This window comes from Streptomyces sp. NBC_00513, from assembly GCF_041431415.1.
Taxonomy (GTDB): domain Bacteria; phylum Actinomycetota; class Actinomycetes; order Streptomycetales; family Streptomycetaceae; genus Streptomyces.
Genome location: NZ_CP107845.1, coordinates 7,334,273 through 7,348,651, shown reverse-complemented (window position 1 = coordinate 7,348,651; position 14,379 = coordinate 7,334,273). Strand labels below are relative to the sequence as shown.

General features: G+C 71.7%; 16 protein-coding genes. 1 reads left to right on the top strand and 15 read right to left on the bottom strand.

Annotated elements, in window-relative coordinates:
- A complete protein-coding gene (locus OHA84_RS33065) occupies positions 1-429 on the top strand; it encodes a VOC family protein (protein WP_266968281.1) in 429 nt (142 codons plus the stop codon).
- 112 nt (positions 430-541) lie between these two features.
- Here the strand turns inward: OHA84_RS33065 and OHA84_RS33060 are convergent, their stop codons facing one another.
- The 15 genes from OHA84_RS33060 to OHA84_RS32990 all read right to left on the bottom strand — a co-directional run bounded on the left by OHA84_RS33060 (position 542) and on the right by OHA84_RS32990 (position 14,317).
- Positions 542-913, bottom strand: a complete 372-nt coding sequence (locus tag OHA84_RS33060) for a low affinity iron permease family protein (protein ID WP_266953026.1) — start codon at positions 911-913, stop codon at positions 542-544.
- Between the two features lie 53 nt (positions 914-966).
- The gene (gene hypE / locus OHA84_RS33055; RefSeq protein ID WP_371591521.1) at positions 967-2,031 is read right to left on the bottom strand and encodes a hydrogenase expression/formation protein HypE; all 1,065 of its coding nucleotides are present in this window, start codon (positions 2,029-2,031) and stop codon (positions 967-969) included.
- Positions 2,024-3,178, bottom strand: a complete 1,155-nt coding sequence (hypD, locus tag OHA84_RS33050; RefSeq protein ID WP_266968283.1) for a hydrogenase formation protein HypD — start codon at positions 3,176-3,178, stop codon at positions 2,024-2,026. The genes hypE and hypD overlap by 8 nt, the downstream gene beginning before the upstream one ends.
- Positions 3,175-3,549, bottom strand: a complete 375-nt coding sequence (locus OHA84_RS33045; protein ID WP_266953022.1) for a HypC/HybG/HupF family hydrogenase formation chaperone — start codon at positions 3,547-3,549, stop codon at positions 3,175-3,177. The genes hypD and OHA84_RS33045 overlap by 4 nt, the downstream gene beginning before the upstream one ends.
- Positions 3,518-5,959, bottom strand: a complete 2,442-nt coding sequence (hypF, locus tag OHA84_RS33040) for a carbamoyltransferase HypF (protein WP_266968285.1) — start codon at positions 5,957-5,959, stop codon at positions 3,518-3,520. The genes OHA84_RS33045 and hypF overlap by 32 nt, the downstream gene beginning before the upstream one ends.
- Positions 5,959-6,801, bottom strand: a complete 843-nt coding sequence (gene hypB / locus OHA84_RS33035; RefSeq protein ID WP_266968287.1) for a hydrogenase nickel incorporation protein HypB — start codon at positions 6,799-6,801, stop codon at positions 5,959-5,961. Before hypB ends, hypF begins: the two co-directional genes overlap by 1 nt.
- Positions 6,802-6,803: 2 nt before the next feature.
- Positions 6,804-7,199 carry a hydrogenase maturation nickel metallochaperone HypA gene (gene hypA / locus OHA84_RS33030; RefSeq protein ID WP_266953016.1) on the bottom strand — a complete coding sequence of 132 codons (396 nt, stop codon included), beginning with the start codon at positions 7,197-7,199 and terminating at the stop codon, positions 6,804-6,806.
- Positions 7,200-7,325: 126 nt separating this feature from the next.
- Positions 7,326-7,430 carry a hypothetical protein gene (locus OHA84_RS33025; RefSeq protein WP_371591520.1) on the bottom strand — a complete coding sequence of 35 codons (105 nt, stop codon included), beginning with the start codon at positions 7,428-7,430 and terminating at the stop codon, positions 7,326-7,328.
- Positions 7,427-7,936, bottom strand: a complete 510-nt coding sequence (locus OHA84_RS33020; protein WP_266953014.1) for a hydrogenase maturation protease — start codon at positions 7,934-7,936, stop codon at positions 7,427-7,429. Before OHA84_RS33020 ends, OHA84_RS33025 begins: the two co-directional genes overlap by 4 nt.
- Positions 7,933-9,438 carry a hypothetical protein gene (locus OHA84_RS33015; protein ID WP_266968289.1) on the bottom strand — a complete coding sequence of 502 codons (1,506 nt, stop codon included), beginning with the start codon at positions 9,436-9,438 and terminating at the stop codon, positions 7,933-7,935. The genes OHA84_RS33020 and OHA84_RS33015 overlap by 4 nt, the downstream gene beginning before the upstream one ends.
- A complete protein-coding gene (locus tag OHA84_RS33010; RefSeq protein ID WP_266968291.1) occupies positions 9,435-10,157 on the bottom strand; it encodes a DUF6084 family protein in 723 nt (240 codons plus the stop codon). The genes OHA84_RS33015 and OHA84_RS33010 overlap by 4 nt, the downstream gene beginning before the upstream one ends.
- Positions 10,154-10,822, bottom strand: coding sequence for a DUF5947 family protein (locus OHA84_RS33005; protein ID WP_266953008.1), 669 nt, complete (start codon positions 10,820-10,822; stop codon positions 10,154-10,156). The genes OHA84_RS33010 and OHA84_RS33005 overlap by 4 nt, the downstream gene beginning before the upstream one ends.
- Positions 10,819-11,340: a hypothetical protein gene (locus OHA84_RS33000; protein ID WP_266968293.1), complete on the bottom strand. Its 522-nt coding sequence runs from the start codon at positions 11,338-11,340 to the stop codon at positions 10,819-10,821. Before OHA84_RS33000 ends, OHA84_RS33005 begins: the two co-directional genes overlap by 4 nt.
- Entirely contained in the window at positions 11,337-13,121 is a 1,785-nt protein-coding gene (locus OHA84_RS32995) for a nickel-dependent hydrogenase large subunit (RefSeq protein ID WP_266953004.1), read from the bottom strand. Before OHA84_RS32995 ends, OHA84_RS33000 begins: the two co-directional genes overlap by 4 nt.
- A gap of 140 nt (positions 13,122-13,261) precedes the next feature.
- Entirely contained in the window at positions 13,262-14,317 is a 1,056-nt protein-coding gene (locus tag OHA84_RS32990; RefSeq protein ID WP_266953002.1) for a hydrogenase expression protein HypE, read from the bottom strand.
- Between the last annotated feature and the right edge of the window lie 62 nt (positions 14,318-14,379).

Genomic DNA, 14,379 nt, shown 5'->3' with positions numbered 1-14,379 from the left:
ATGCCAGCGATCAAGAAGTTCCAAGTCACTTTCGACTGCGCGGAACCGGAGCGCCTCGCCCGCTTCTGGTGCGAGGTCCTGGGGTACGTCATACCGCCGCCGCCGGAGGGGTTCGCCACCTGGGACGAGTTCAAGGGCTCGCGGCCACCCGAGCAGCGGGACGCGTCGTTCGCCTGCGTCGATCCCTCGGGCGTGGGCCCGCGGTTGTACTTCCAGCGCGTGCCCGAGGGGAAGGCCGCCAAGAACCGGCTGCATCTCGATGTGCGGGTCGGCACCGGACTCGTGGGTGAGGAGCGCCTCGCCGCACTCGAGGCCGAGCGCGCGCGGTTGGAACCGCTCGGCGCGGTGCACGTGCGGACGCTGTACGACGGCACTGACGCGTGCATCCCGATGCAGGACATCGAGGGCAACGAGTTCTGCATCGACTGAGCACTCTCCGAGCCGGAGAGCCGGCCTTCGCAGCGGCTCAGGCTCCTGCCTGCCTGCCTGTGATGGTCGATGCTCTCAGGTGGTCGACTTCGACCGGGCCGGACGACCGGCCCTACTGGCGCTCCTCGATGCCGATCGCCTTCTCCAGCTCCTCGTGCGCCGTGCCGGGCTTGCCCGAGTGCTGTTCCAGCAGCGCGGCGGCGATGGCGTCCAGCTTGCGCTGGATGGCGTGCTCGGCCCGCCGCTCGGAGTTCTTCAGCAGGGCCAGCAGGAGCAGGGCGACGGAGGCCACGGCGTCGCCCGCGAGGTGCTGCCAGCTCGTGGACAGGTGGAGTGCGTGGACGACCACCACGTTGGCCACCAGGGCCACGCACACCACGAAGAAGGCCGCCGAACTCGTGAAGTTGGAGGCCAGCTCGGCCAGCTTCTCGAACGGACCGACGCGGCCGTCCTCGTTCTTCTCGGCGGGATGTTCGAAAGTCATGTCGAACATCATCCCTTCTTCCGGTGCGACGCAGGACCGGGCGGCCCCCGGGATCAGCAGATCCGCGGCAGCTGCTCCCCGAGCGGCAGGTCCACCACGCGCGTCCCGCCCAGGCCCGTGCGGGCGACGACGAGACCGGGGTGGGACTCCACCGCCTCCCCGATCACCGCGGCGCGGCGTCCCAGCGGGTGGGCGCGCATCGCGTCGAGGACCGCGTCGGCGTGCTCGCGCGGCACGAACGCCACCAGCTTCCCCTCGTTCGCCACGTACAGGGGGTCGAGGCCGAGGATCGCGCAGGCGTTGGCGACCGGGTCCGGGATCGGGACCTTGCCCTCCTGGAGGACCACACCGGTCCCGGAGGCGGCCGCGATCTCGTTGAGGGCGGCCGCCACCCCGCCCCGGGTGGGGTCGCGGAGCACGTGCAGGTCGGAGGTGACCGCGAGCATGGCCTCGACGAGGCCGCCGAGCGCCGCGCAGTCGCTCTCGATGTCCACCCCGAATTCCAGGCCCTCGCGCACGCTCATGATGGCCACGCCGTGCAGTCCGATCTCACCGCTGACGATGACCACGTCGCCGGGCACGACGCGCTGTGCGCGCAGGTCCACCCCGTCCGGGATGAGGCCGATGCCGGCCGTGTTCACGTAGATGCCGTCGCCGTGGCCCGTCTCGACGACCTTGGTGTCCCCGGTCGCGATCTCCACGCCGGCGGCGCGGGCGGCAGCGCCCATGGACCGCGCCACCCGGGCCACCACGGACATCTCGACGCCTTCTTCGAGGATGAACCCGCAGGACAGGTACGCGGCGCGGGCGCCGGCCATCGCCAGGTCGTTGACGGTGCCGTTGACAGCGAGGTCGCCGATGTCGCCGCCGGGGAAGAACAGCGGCCGGACCACGTACGAGTCGGTGGAGAAGGCCAGTCGGGCGCCGCCGAGGGTGACCGCGGCGGCGTCGCCCATCTGGGCCAGCACCTCGCCGCCGAACGCCGGGGCGAAGAGGTGTTGCACCAGTTCGGCGGAGAGCGCGCCGCCGCCTCCGTGGCCCATCACGACGCGGGGGCGGTCCCGCAGGGGGGCCGGGCAGGTCCAGCCGGTGACGTCGAGGGTGGTGGTCTCAGACAACGGGGCTCGCCTCCAGCGGTGCGGTCCGTGCGATGGGGTCGGTGGCGCGGACCGGGGTGAGGTCGAGCCTGCGGTAGAGGTAGTAGGCGGCGCAGGCGCCCTCGCTGGACACCATGGTGGCGCCGAGGGGGTTGCGCGGCGTACAGGTGGTGCCGAAGGCCTCGCACTGGTTCGGCTTGATGAGGCCTTGCAGGACCTCGCCGCTGCGGCACTCCGCGGGCTCGCGGGTGGTGATGTCGGTGACGGAGAAGCGGTGTTCGGCGTCGTGCTCCCGGTAGCGCTCGGAGAGCCGCCAGCCGCTGTCGGGGATGACGCCGATGCCGCGCCAGGCGCGGTCGGTGACCTCGAAGACGTCTTCCAGCATGGCGATGGCCGCCGGGTTGCCCTCGGGGCGGACCGCGCGCGCGTAGGCGTTGTCCACGGTGTGCTCGCCGCGTTCGAGCTGGCGCACGGCATGCCGTACGCCTTCGAGGATGTCCAGCGGCTCGAAGCCCGTGACCACGATCGGGACCCGGTGCCGGGCGGCCAGCCCCGGGTACTCCCCCATGCCCATGACGCTGCACACGTGCCCGGCTGCCAGGAAGCCCTGGACGCGGCAGCTCGGCGACTGCATGATCGCCTCGATGGCCGGGGGGACGCGCACGTGGGAGACGAGCAGGCTGAAGTTGCGGATGCCGAGCTTCCGGGCCTGGTGGACCGTCATGGCGTTGGGCGGGGCGGTGGTCTCGAAGCCGATCCCGAAGAAGACGACTTCCTTGCCCGGGTTCTGCCGGGCGATCTTCAGTGCGTCGAGCGGGGAGTAGACGACACGTACGTCGCCGCCCTCGCTGCGGACCTGGAAGAGATCGCGGCCGGTCCCGGGGACGCGGAGCATGTCCCCGAACGAGCAGAAGATCACGTCGGGCCGGGAGGCGATCTCCAGGGCCTTGTCGATGACCTCCAGCGGGGTGACGCACACCGGACAGCCGGGTCCATGGATCAACTCGACCTGATCGGGGAGGAGTTGGTCGATCCCGTGTCGGATGATGGTGTGGGTCTGCCCCCCGCACACCTCCATCAGCGCCCAGGGGCGGGTGACGGTGGCGTGGATGTCGTCCAGGAGCCGGCGGGCGAGCTCGGGGTCCTGGAACTCCTCGATGTACTTCACTGCCGCGCCTCCCGCGATACGTGCCCGCCGTCGACAGGTCCCACGACCGCCGGGTCGGCGACGGTGTCCGATTCGTCGTCCTCGAACGGCCAGGGCGCTCCGCCCGCCTCCGCCGCCTGCTCCCAGGGGTCGCCGAACTCCTCTTGCAGCATGCCGAGTTGAGCGAAGAGTTCCAGGGTCTGCTTGGCCGACTCCTCGTCCAGGCGCTGGAGCGCGAAGCCGACGTGGACGATGGCGTACTCGCCCACCTGGAGGTCCGGCAGGTACTCCAGGCACACTTCCTTGACCACTCCGCCGAAGTCGACGGTGGCCATGCGGGTGCCGTTCTCCTCCGCGATCTCAACCACTCTGCCGGGTACCGCCAGGCACATGGGCTTCTCCTCGCTGTGGGTGTTCGGTGGTGCGGGCCGCCGCCACCATGAGTTGCCCGAGGGCCAGTCCCCCGTCGTTCGGGGGCACTCGGTGGTGGCGCAGTACCGTGAAGCCGTGCCCCCTCAGGGCCTCGGCGCAGGCCGAGGAGAGGAGGGTGTTGGCGAACACCCCGCCGGTGAGGGCGACGGTGTCCAGGCCGTGCCGCTCCCGGGCGGCGACGCAGACCTCGGCCACCAGGTCCGTGACGGCGCGGTGGAAGCGCGCGCCGATCAGCGACGCGGGGGTACCCGCGCGCAGGTCGGCCACCACGGCCGCGAGCACGGGGGCCGGGTCGACGGTCATCGGGGGATCGGGGTGAGCGGCGGGATCGGGGTGGACGCAGGCGTCGGGAACGGCGCCGGTCCCGGGCACGGCGGGCCGCAGGGCGAAGGCGTACCCCTCGTCCGCGCCGCCGGCGCCCTGGGCCGTGCGCGCCGCGGCCTCCAGTTCGATCGCCGCCTGGGCCTCGTAGCCCGCGTGGTGGCAGATGCCGGCCAGTGAGGAGACGGCGTCGAAGAGCCGACCCATGGATGAGGTCGGCAGGCAGTTGAGGTTGGTCCTCAACTGGGCTTCCAGGACGTGTAGTTCATCCGGCGGGCAGGCCGCGACGCACGGCAGGTCCGGTGTCCGGTCGAGGCCCGCCGCCCTCAGGTGGGACAGCGCCATGCGGTAGGGGCGCCGTACGGCGGCGTCCCCGCCGGGCAGCGGGACGTACGCGAGGTGCGCGAACCGGGTGTGACCGGCGTAGTCGGCGAGGAGGAACTCCCCACCCCACACGGCCCCGTCGTCGCCGTGGCCCGTGCCGTCGAAAGCGACGCCGATCACCCGGCGGTCCGCGCCCAGCCCGTGCTCGGCCATGGCGGCGGCGACGTGCGCGTGGTGGTGCTGGACGCGGATCACGGGTCGGTCCGCGGCGTTGCGGGCGGCCCAGTGCGCCGAGCGGTAGCCGGGGTGCCGGTCGGACGCGAGCAGGGTGGGGGCGACGCCGGTGATGCCCTCCAGTTGGCGCACCGCGCCGGCGAAGGCGTCCTGGGTGGCGAGGTCGTCCATGTCGCCGATGTGGGCTGACAGCCAGGCCCGCCGGCCCTCGCCGAGGCAGAAGGTGTTCTTCAGGTCTCCCCCGACGGCCAGCGTCGCGGGTACCGGGAGCGGGAGGTCCAGGGGCAGGGGTGCGTGGCCGCGCGAGCGCCGTACGATCAGCGGCTCCCCGTCCAGGACCCGGACCACCGAGTCGTCGCAGGGCACGTGGATGGGACGGTCGTGGGTGAGCCAGGCGTCGGCCAACCGGCCGAGCCGCTCCAGGGCCTCGGCGTCGTCGGTCACGATCGGCTCGCCGGCCAGGTTGCCGCTGGTCATGACGAGCAGCCGGGGACCGGGAGGGTCACCGGGCAGTCCGAGCAGCAGGTGGTGCAGCGGTGTGTAGGGGAGCATCACGCCGAGGTCCGGGTTGCCGGGGGCGACCCCGACGAGTTCGACGGCGGCGGGGCGACGGCGCAGCAGCACGATCGGGCGTACGGCGCCGGTGAGCAGGCTCCGCTCCCGCGGGTCGATGTGGACATGGGGTGCGACGTCGTCGAGGTCGCGGGCCATCAGCGCGAAGGGCTTGTCGCCCCGGCCCTTGCGGCGGCGCAGTTCGGCCACCGCCGCGGGCTGCGCCGCGTCGCAGGCGAGGTGGTACCCGCCCAGTCCCTTGACCGCGAGGATCGCCCCGCCCGCCAGGAGCCGGCGCGCCGCGGCCACCGGGTCCCCGGCCTCCGCTTCGCCGGCGGCCGGTTCCCGGGGCGGTGTGCCGACGAGGAGTCGCAACCGGGGGCCGCAGGCCGGGCAGGCGACCGGCTGGGCGTGGAAGCGACGGTCGGCGGGGTCGGTGTACTCCCGGGCGCAGTCCGGGCACATCGGGAAGCGGGCCATCGTGGTGTGGGCCCGGTCGTACGGCAGGCCGGTGACGATCGTGAACCGGGGCCCGCAGTGCGTGCAGGTGATGAAGGGGTGGCGGTGTCGTCGGTCGGCCGGATCGGCCAGCTCCGCGAGGCAGTCCGCGCAGGTCGCCACGTCGGGCGAGACCAGCGTGCGGGCGGGACCGCCGCCCCTGGAGGCGACGATGGTGAAGCCGGTGCCGCCCGCGAGGGGTACCTCGCAGTGGTCGACGGCGTCCACGACGGCCAACGGCGGGGCGCAGGCGGCGAGCCGCTCACAGAACTCCGAGACCGCCGCCGAGGCGCCCTCGACCTCGGCGACGACACCTTCCGGGGTGTTGGTGACGTGCCCGGCCAGTCCGAGCGCGATGGCCCGGGTGTAGACGTACGGGCGGAATCCGACGCCCTGGACCACGCCCCGGACGACGACCCGGCGCCTTTGCACCGCCTCCATCAGCGGGTCTGCGTCGCTGACGCGCCGGCGTGCCGACGCGGATGCACGTGACCGTGATCGTGGTCGTGGTCGTGGTCGTGGTCGTGGCTGTGATCGGCCCCGTGGTCGTGATCGTGGTCGTGCGCCCCGTGGTGGTGGTCGAGGTGTCCGCCGTCCCGTCCCGCCATGACCGGCGCGTGGACCGCGGCGCCCGCCCCGACGGCCAGCGCCCGGTCGAGCAGGAGGCCGACGCCCTCGTCCGCGCGGGCGGACGTGAGGACCACCTCGACGCCCGGGTTGACCTGCTGTACGTGGGCGCGGAAGGCGTCCTCGTCGAACTCGACGGCCTTGGCGATGTCGGTCTTGGTGACGATCACCAGGTGGGCGAGCCCGAAGGCGGTGGGGTACTTGAGCGGCTTGTCCTCGCCCTCGGTCACGGAGGCGAGGACGACCCGCAGGGACTCCCCGAGGTCGTAGGAGGCCGGGCAGACCAGATTGCCGACGTTCTCCACGAAGAGCAGCCGGGTGTCGTCGGGCATCCAGCCGTCCAGGTGCCGGCTCAGCATCCCGGCCTCCAGGTGGCACAGCCCGTCGGTGAGCACCTGCTTGACGGGTACGCCGGAACGGGCCAGCCGCACCGCGTCGTTCTCGGTGGCGAGGTCGGCGGTGAGGGCGGCGACGGCCACTCCCCGCTCACGGGCGAGCAGCAGCTCGCGTTCCAGCAACGCCGTCTTGCCGCTGCCCGGGCTGGAGAGCAGGTTGACGACCGTGGTGCCGCGGGCGGCGAGTTCGGCGCGCAGGGTCCGGGCGGCTTCGTCGTTCTTGGCCAGCACCGCCTGCTTGAGGTCGACGACTCGGCACATGTTCAGCGCTCCTCGGGGATCGGTTGGCGGTGGCGCGTGGGGGCGGGGCAGTCCTCCCAGTTCACGGAGAGGATCCGCAGCTCACGGCCGGCGGTGAGTTCGACGTCGGTGGCCTTGCCGCATCCGGGGCAACAGAGTTCGGGCGGCATGCCGACCGCCCAGTCGTCCGTACAGGAGTGGCAGCGCGCGCGGGCCGCCACCGGCTCGGTGACGAGTGCGGCGCCCTCCAGAACCGTTCCGGCGCAGGCCAGTTCGAAACAGAAGGCGAGTGCGTCGGGGACCACTCCGGCGAGCTCGCCGACTTCGAGTCGGACCGAGGTCACCACGCGCGCCCCGCCTGCCTGGGCCGCTTCTTCCACCTGGCTCACCACGGCCATGGCGATCGACATCTCGTGCATCGGGGCTCCGTCCTGCCGGGGCTCATTAGACCGGCAGGCGGGGGATGGCACGGGCGGGCACGCCGACGCGTCGCACGCCCCGTACGCCATTCGGGCGCCGGGGCGTGCGAGGGGGTGCGGGAGGCGTCACATTCTGCGCATGCGCAGGTAGCGCTTGATGTCGGGGGCGACCAGTACGGCCACCGTGAACAGGGCGGCGAGGGCCACGCCGCAGAGGACTTCCTTCTTCATGGGGTTCTCTCCTCCGTTGTCACCAGGTCTTCCCGAGCCAGTCCCACGAGCGTCCGCACGGCCTCCGGGACCGCGGCGGCCACGGGGCCGCTGAGGCCCATGCGTTCCTCCACGGAGGCGGGTTCGCAGCCGAGCACCAGCGTGCGTCGGGGCGGGGCGCCACCCGTGCCCGCGCAGAGGGTGCCCAGCAGCGCGAGGACCGCGTCGGGGGACATGTGGTGGCCGTCGAGCACGGCGCCGCCGATCGGGGCGCCGGCGCACTCGTCGACCTCGATGAGGTACAGCGTGCCGGGCTCGCCGCCGCGCGCGGTGGCGTCCACCAGCACGAGGGTGTCGTAGCCGTCGAGCAGTTGGTAGGCGAGGTGGACTCCGCGCACACCGAAGTCCACCACCTCCACGTGGTCCGGCAGGTGGTGCGCGGACAGGGCGCGCACCACCTCGACACCGAATCCGTCGTCGCCGAGGAAGACGTTTCCGATCCCCGCGATCAGGGTCCTGCCGGTCACGTGTCCTCCAGGGGGATCACGTCGTCCGAGGGCCCCGTCTCGTCCAGGGCGGTCACCTCGTCGGGTTGGAAGTAGAGGAAGCGGCCCTGCTCGCGCCTGATGTCGGCGCCGGGATCGCCCTCCACCGTGACGGCGAGGTGCACTCCCCCGTCCACGTCGTGCAGCACGGCCTCGACGCGGGCGGAGCGGCCGTGGAGGAACACGTCCTGCGCGTCGGTGCGCCGCAGGCCCGGCCGCAGCAGCACGCGGCTGCCGACGTCCACCGGGACGCCGTCCACGAGGACGGGCTCCCGGGCGTGGTCGACGGGGTCCGCGTGGGCGGGGTCCCACCAGGGGGTGTCGGGGCGGAACACGGCCTGGCTGTCGAAGGGTTCGAGGCCGGTCGGGGTGTCCACCGGGATGTCGGGGTCGGTGATCTCCCGCAGGCCGCGGACCGCGCCGTGCAACCGTTCGAGGACCTCGGGCGGCATGGATTCGGCGAGGTCGATCACGGCGGCGGCCCTCGGGTCGGTGCCGCGTGCCTCGCGCTTCTCCTGGTCGGTCAGGGCGGCGGTGCGCAGCGCGAGGATCTCGTCGATCTCGGTGGCGTCGTACATGGCGCCGATGCTCTCGGGGGCGATGCCGGGGTGGTCCTCCAGGATGATCGGGGAGGAGAGCACCACGTCGGCGCGGCCGTGCTCGCCGGCGAGCACGGGCCAGGTCTGTCGGTTGACGCAGGCGGCGACGGCGCCCTTGGCCCATTCGGGCGGGTCGGTCATCGACAGGAAGGAGCCCTTGTCGAGGCCGAGCAGGAGGTGCGCGGCGACCAGTGAGCGGGGCAGCGCGGCGTCGCGGTCGGCGCCGCTCTCGTCCGGTGTCCACGCGCTGGTGTTCTCCACCACCGCGGTCAGCTTCCAGGCGCGGTAGGCGCAGTCGAGTTCGCTCGCCCGCAGTCGTACGACGGCGTCGATGTTCTCGGTGCGACGCAGCAGCCGGCCGAGGGTCCGGCCGTCCGCGTCGTGGATGTCCTCGGTCTCCTCGCGTGCGGGCCGGGTGACCGGGACGCGTACGCCCTCCCCGGCGAGGTCGGCCACGTCCACGGTCATCTCGACGCGTTCCTCGGTCCCCTCGTCCCAGGGGACGAGGACCCGGTCGTCGAGGTGCAGCTCCGTGACGTCGGTGAACGATCCGTCAGGTCGGGCCTGTTGGACGGTCCGCCGTTGGGCGTGCAGGAAGCGGAGTTCGACGGCGAGCTTCGCGTTCCCCTTCGGCTCCATCAGGATCTCGGTCTGTTGGAGGCAGTGCTCCTCGTGCGCGGGAGCCCAGGCGGGCGGCACGAGGACGCCGAACTGCCACCGCAAGCGGTTCTTGGCCGCCGATGCCCGGTAGGGGTAGAGCACGTACCCCTCGAAGAGCACGGCGTCGGCCACCTGCCGGGCGCTCGCGAAGCGGGCTTCGAGGGCGGTCGTTCCCGCCGCGCCGGCCGTCGTGGTGGTGACGGTCGTTCCGGTGGTCGTCGTCACGGCGCGGCCGTCCTCTCCGCGGGGCGGGACGGCTGGGCGCCCGCCCGGAAGCGTTCCTGCGGTGAGGGTTTCGCGTCCGGGACGACGGCCGAAACCGCCGCCGCGTCCAGGAGGGCCCGTACGGTGGCCTCCCAGGACGCCAGGGCGTGTCGGGAGCGGTAGGCGAGCAGTTCGTCCATGGTGTCGCGGGGCAGTCTGAGCCATCCGCAGCCGGGGAAGTGCTGCTCGATCATCTCCTGCCAGACCGCGACCGGCATGCGGTAGGAGGCTTCGCGGTCCCAGGGGACGGGCTCTACGTGGAAGCCGCCGGCGCCGGTGAACGCGGTGCCGGAGAACAGCATGAGCAGGGGTGCCTCGCCGTCCTCCAGGGCGCCGAGGTAGCGGCTCGCCGCGATGTCCATGTCGTAGGTGCAGGGCACGACCAGGTCGATCTCGGTGGACCCGGTGAAACTGGGCACCATGAGGGTGACCTGCGCGAACTGGACGGGCAGGAGGGTGTTGCCCCACCGGGAGCGTTCCCCGAACAGGTCGGCGAGGCCCTCGGCCTCGGTCGGTCCGTAGCCGCGTCGGGCCGGTTCGATGCGGATCTGGCAGCGCAGGGCGAGGGCGTGGATCCGGGTCTGTTCGGTGGCGGTGATGGCCAGCCGGAAGACGAGGGTGGGGCCGGCGGCGTACGGGTCGGCCCGTACGCCGGTGCAGGTGAAGCCGAACTCCGTCACGGCCGCGCCTCCTTCGCCGGGGTCTTGGCGCGGCGCTCGACCTGTTCGAAGAAGGCCGCCAGGGCGGCGCGCGCCTCGGACCCGCCGTCGAAGCCCTGCCACAACAGGCGCATTCGGCCGACGAGTTCGTAGCAGATGTCGATGGGCACCAGGTAGCAGTCGGTCCGGCCCTCGGCGCGCCGCAGCAGGAGCGCCTCGACGTCCGGTTCGAGCAGTGCGGACAGGGGGTTGCCGCCGAGTGCGGTCTGCCAGGTGGCGGGGTCGAGTTCGCTCTCGGTGGCGCCGGCGGGGCTGGGGTACAGCGCGACGAGGCGGTCGAGTGCGGCGTTGCGGAAGAAGAACGCGACGCTGACCGGGATCTGGAGCTGTTCCCACACCCCGTCTTCGAGCGGGTGGTCGGGGTCGGTGAGGTACCGGTTCGGGACGGCGCGGTAGCGTCCGGTCGCCGCGCCGGGCCGGTCGAACAGCAGGGAGCAGGCCGTGCAGGCGCACACCAGGGCGCGCTTCTCGATCTCGACCAGGTGGCGGTGGCCGTCCTCGGCGACCGCGATCCCGCACAGTTCACAGGTCTCGGGGCGGGGGGCGCGCGGCCCGGCGAACCGGCGCAGGCCGCGCGGTCCGCCGGTCCGTGCGGCGGGTGGTGCCCAGCCCTGTGACGCGCTCACGAGACCCGCGCCGGGCTGGTGTTCGGGCGGACGCCGATCTGGAGCAGCGGCTGCTGCGGCGCGGCCGCCTCGATCCGGACCTCGGTCACCTCGGGTGCGAAGGAGGCCAGCGCGTCCTCGACGGCCTGTCGACCGCCGTCGTCGCCGCCTCCGCAGCCGCAGCCGGAACTCGGGGCGGAGCGCAGGCGCAGCACGCCCGTGCCCTCGTCGAAGCCGACCAGTTCCACCGGTTCCCGTACGGCCGCGAGGGCGCGGGCGATCCGGGTGTGCGCGTCCTCGGGGTGCAGGTCGTGCAGGGCCAGCAGTCCGGAGACGAGCTCGTCGTCGAGGAGTGCGGCGAGGGCCTCGTCGTCGAGGCGGGTGGTGATGCTCGCCAGCCCGGCGCCGTAGAGGTCCATGAGCACGCGCACCAGTTCCTCGGCCGCCGCGCACGCCTCGCGGTCGCCGGTGGCCGCGAGCCGGTCGAGGACCTCCTCGACCCGCAGGCCCGCCCGGCGGGCGTCGGTGGGGGCGCTCATCCGCCCAGTCCGCTCAGGCCGGTGGGGACGTGCATCTGCTTGATCGTCTTGCCGCCGCCGACGTACATGTGGACGCCGCACGGCAGACAGGGGTCGAAGCTGCGCACGGCGCGCATGATGTCGATGCCCTTGAAGTTCTCCGGGGTGTTCTCCTCGAAGATGGGCGTGTTCTGCACGGCGTCCTCGTACGGTCCTGGAGTGCCGTAGGTGTCGCGGGTGCTGGCGTTCCACGGGGTCGGCGGGTAGGGGTGGTAGTTGGCGATCTTGCCGTCGCGGATCACCATGTGGTGCGAGAGGACGCCGCGCACGGCCTCGGTGAAGCCGACGCCCAGGCCCTCGTCGGGGACCTCGAACTTCTCCCAGGTCTGGGTGCGTCCGGCGCGGACCTCGGCGAGGCCCTTCTCGGCGCAGTGCAGCGCGATGGCCGCGGCGTACGCCTGGAAGTACGTGCGGGCGCGGTTGCGCTCCAGCGCGTTGCTCCACTTCGGGATCTTCCACTCGAAGCGGGTCTCGGGCTTGGTCATCGTGCGCGGCAGGGTGATGACCACGCTGTGGCCGGTGGCCTGGACGTAGTCGGTGTTCACCAGACCGGACAGGGCCGTGGACCACAGGCGGGCGAGGGGGCCGCCGCCGGTGTCGAGGGGGAGGTGGTCCTTGCCGTCGAACCAGCGGGGGGACATCACCCAGCTGTACTTGTCGTCGAAGTCGCGCTTCTGCGGCGCGGGAATGGTGTGCTGGTTCCAGGGGTGGCGGGCGTCGACCGGGTTGCCGAGCGGGTCGTGGGTGACGAACTTCTCCTGGCCCTGCCAGTCGTCGTAGTACGAGCTGCCGAGCAGGATCCGGATGCCGAGGTTGATCTCGGTGAGGTCGTTGGTGACCAGTTTGCCGTCCACGACGACGCCCGGGGTGACGAACATCTTCCGTCCCCAGTCGGTCATGTTGGCGTACGTGAAGTCGCAGTGCTCGGGGTCGTTGAGCGCGCCCCAGCAGCCCAACAGCACGCGCCGGCGGCCGACTTCCTCATAGCCGGGGAGGGCCTCGTAGAAGAAGTCGAACAGGTCGTCGTGGAGCGGGACGACGCGCTTCATGAACTCGCAGTACCGCATGAGGCGGCTCATGTAGTCCGTGAAGAGCTGGACGGAGGCGATGGTGCCGACGCCGCCCGGGTAGAGGGTGGAGGGGTGCACGTGGCGCCCCTCCATCAGGCAGAACATCTCGCGCGTGTACCGGCTGACCTGGAGGGCCTCGCGGTAGAACTCGCCTTCGAGGGGGTTGAGGGAGCGCATGATGTCGGCGATGGTCTTGAAGCCGTGTTCCCCGGCGTGCGGGGCGGGCGTGCGCTCGGCCAGCTCCAGCACGCCGGGGTTGGTCTCGCGGACCATCTTCTCGCAGTAGTCGACCCCGACCAGGTTCTCCTGGAAGATGTTGTGGTCGAACATGTACTCCGCGGCCTCGCCGAGGTTGATGATCCACTCGGCGAGGTGGGGCGGCTTCACCCCGTAGGCCATGTTCTGCGCGTACACGGAACACGTGGCGTGGTTGTCGCCGCAGATCCCGCAGATGCGGCTGGTGATGAAGTGCGCGTCGCGGGGGTCCTTGCCGCGCATGAAGACGCTGTAACCGCGGAAGACCGACGAGGTGCTGTAGCACTCCGCCACGCGCTTCTGCTTGAAGTCGATCTTCGTGTGGATGCCGAGGCTGCCCACGATCCGGGTGATCGGATCCCAGGACATCTCCACCAGGCCGCTGCCGTCTCCGGCCGCCTTCGTCTTCGGTGCCATCGTGTCTGCCGTGACCCTTCTTGGGTGGGGGTGCTGAGGGTTCTCGCGGGTGCCGAGTTCTCGGGGTTCTCGGGGTTCTCCCGGGTGAGGTCTCGCGGGGTTCGGACCCGCGGCCTACGGGTGGAGTGCGCGGGGAGGCGTCACCACGGCGGTCGGTAGCCGGTGGTCAGCCGCTCCCCCGGATTGCGCCACTTCGGTTCCTGGTCGACGGTGTGCGCCGTCACCGCGCGGAGCTTTCGGATCACCGCGCCGTAGATCCCGCTGGCGGTGGCGGACACCTTGCCGCCGGGAGGCTCGTCCATGAAGGGCATGAACTTGTCGGGGAAGCCCGGCATGGTGCAGGCGATGCAGATGCCGCCGACGTTGGGGCAGCCGCCGATGCCGTTCATCCAGCCGCGCTTGGGGACGTTGCACTTGACGACTGGACCCCAACACCCCAGTTTGACCAGGCACTTCGGGGAGTCGTAGGTCTCCGCGAACTGGCCCTGCTCGTAGTAGCCGGCCCGGTCGCAGCCCTCGTGGACGGTGGCGCCGAACAGCCAGGTGGGGCGCAGCTTGTCGTCGAGCGGGATCATCGGGGCCGAGCCGGCCGCCTGGTACAGCAGGTAGGTGAGGGTCTCGGAGAAGTTGTCCGGCTGGATGGGGCAGCCCGGGACGCACACGATGGGGATCCCCGCCTTGGACTTCCAGTCCCAGCCGAGGTAGTCGGGCACGCCCATGGCGCCGGTCGGGTTGCCCTCCATCGCGTGGATGCCGCCGTACGTGGCGCACGTGCCGATGGCCACCACGGCGAGGGCCTTGGGAGCCAGCCGGTCGAGCCACTCGCTGGTCGTGATGGGCTGGCCGGTCAGCGGATCGTCGCCGAAGCCGCACCAGTAGCCCTCGGGCTTGATCTTCTCGTTCGGGATGGACCCCTCGACGACCAGCACGAAGGGGTCGATCTCACCGCGCTCGCCCTTGAAGAACCACTCGATGAAGGTGTCGGCGCCGCCGACGGGTCCGCACTCGAAGTCGATGAGCGGCCAGTGCACGGCGATCTTCGGCAGACCGGGCAGCACGCCCATCACGATCTCTTCGATGCTGGGCTGCATCGCTGCCGTCAGGGACACCGAGTCGCCGTCGCAGCTCAGTCCCGCGTTGATCCAGAGGATGTGGATCGGGGGGTCCTCTACCGTGGTCGGCGTTGCTGCATCCATGAGGATGCCTCCTTGGGGAGGTATGCGGGGAGGTGGGGGTGGCGTCCGCGTGTGGGCCGACG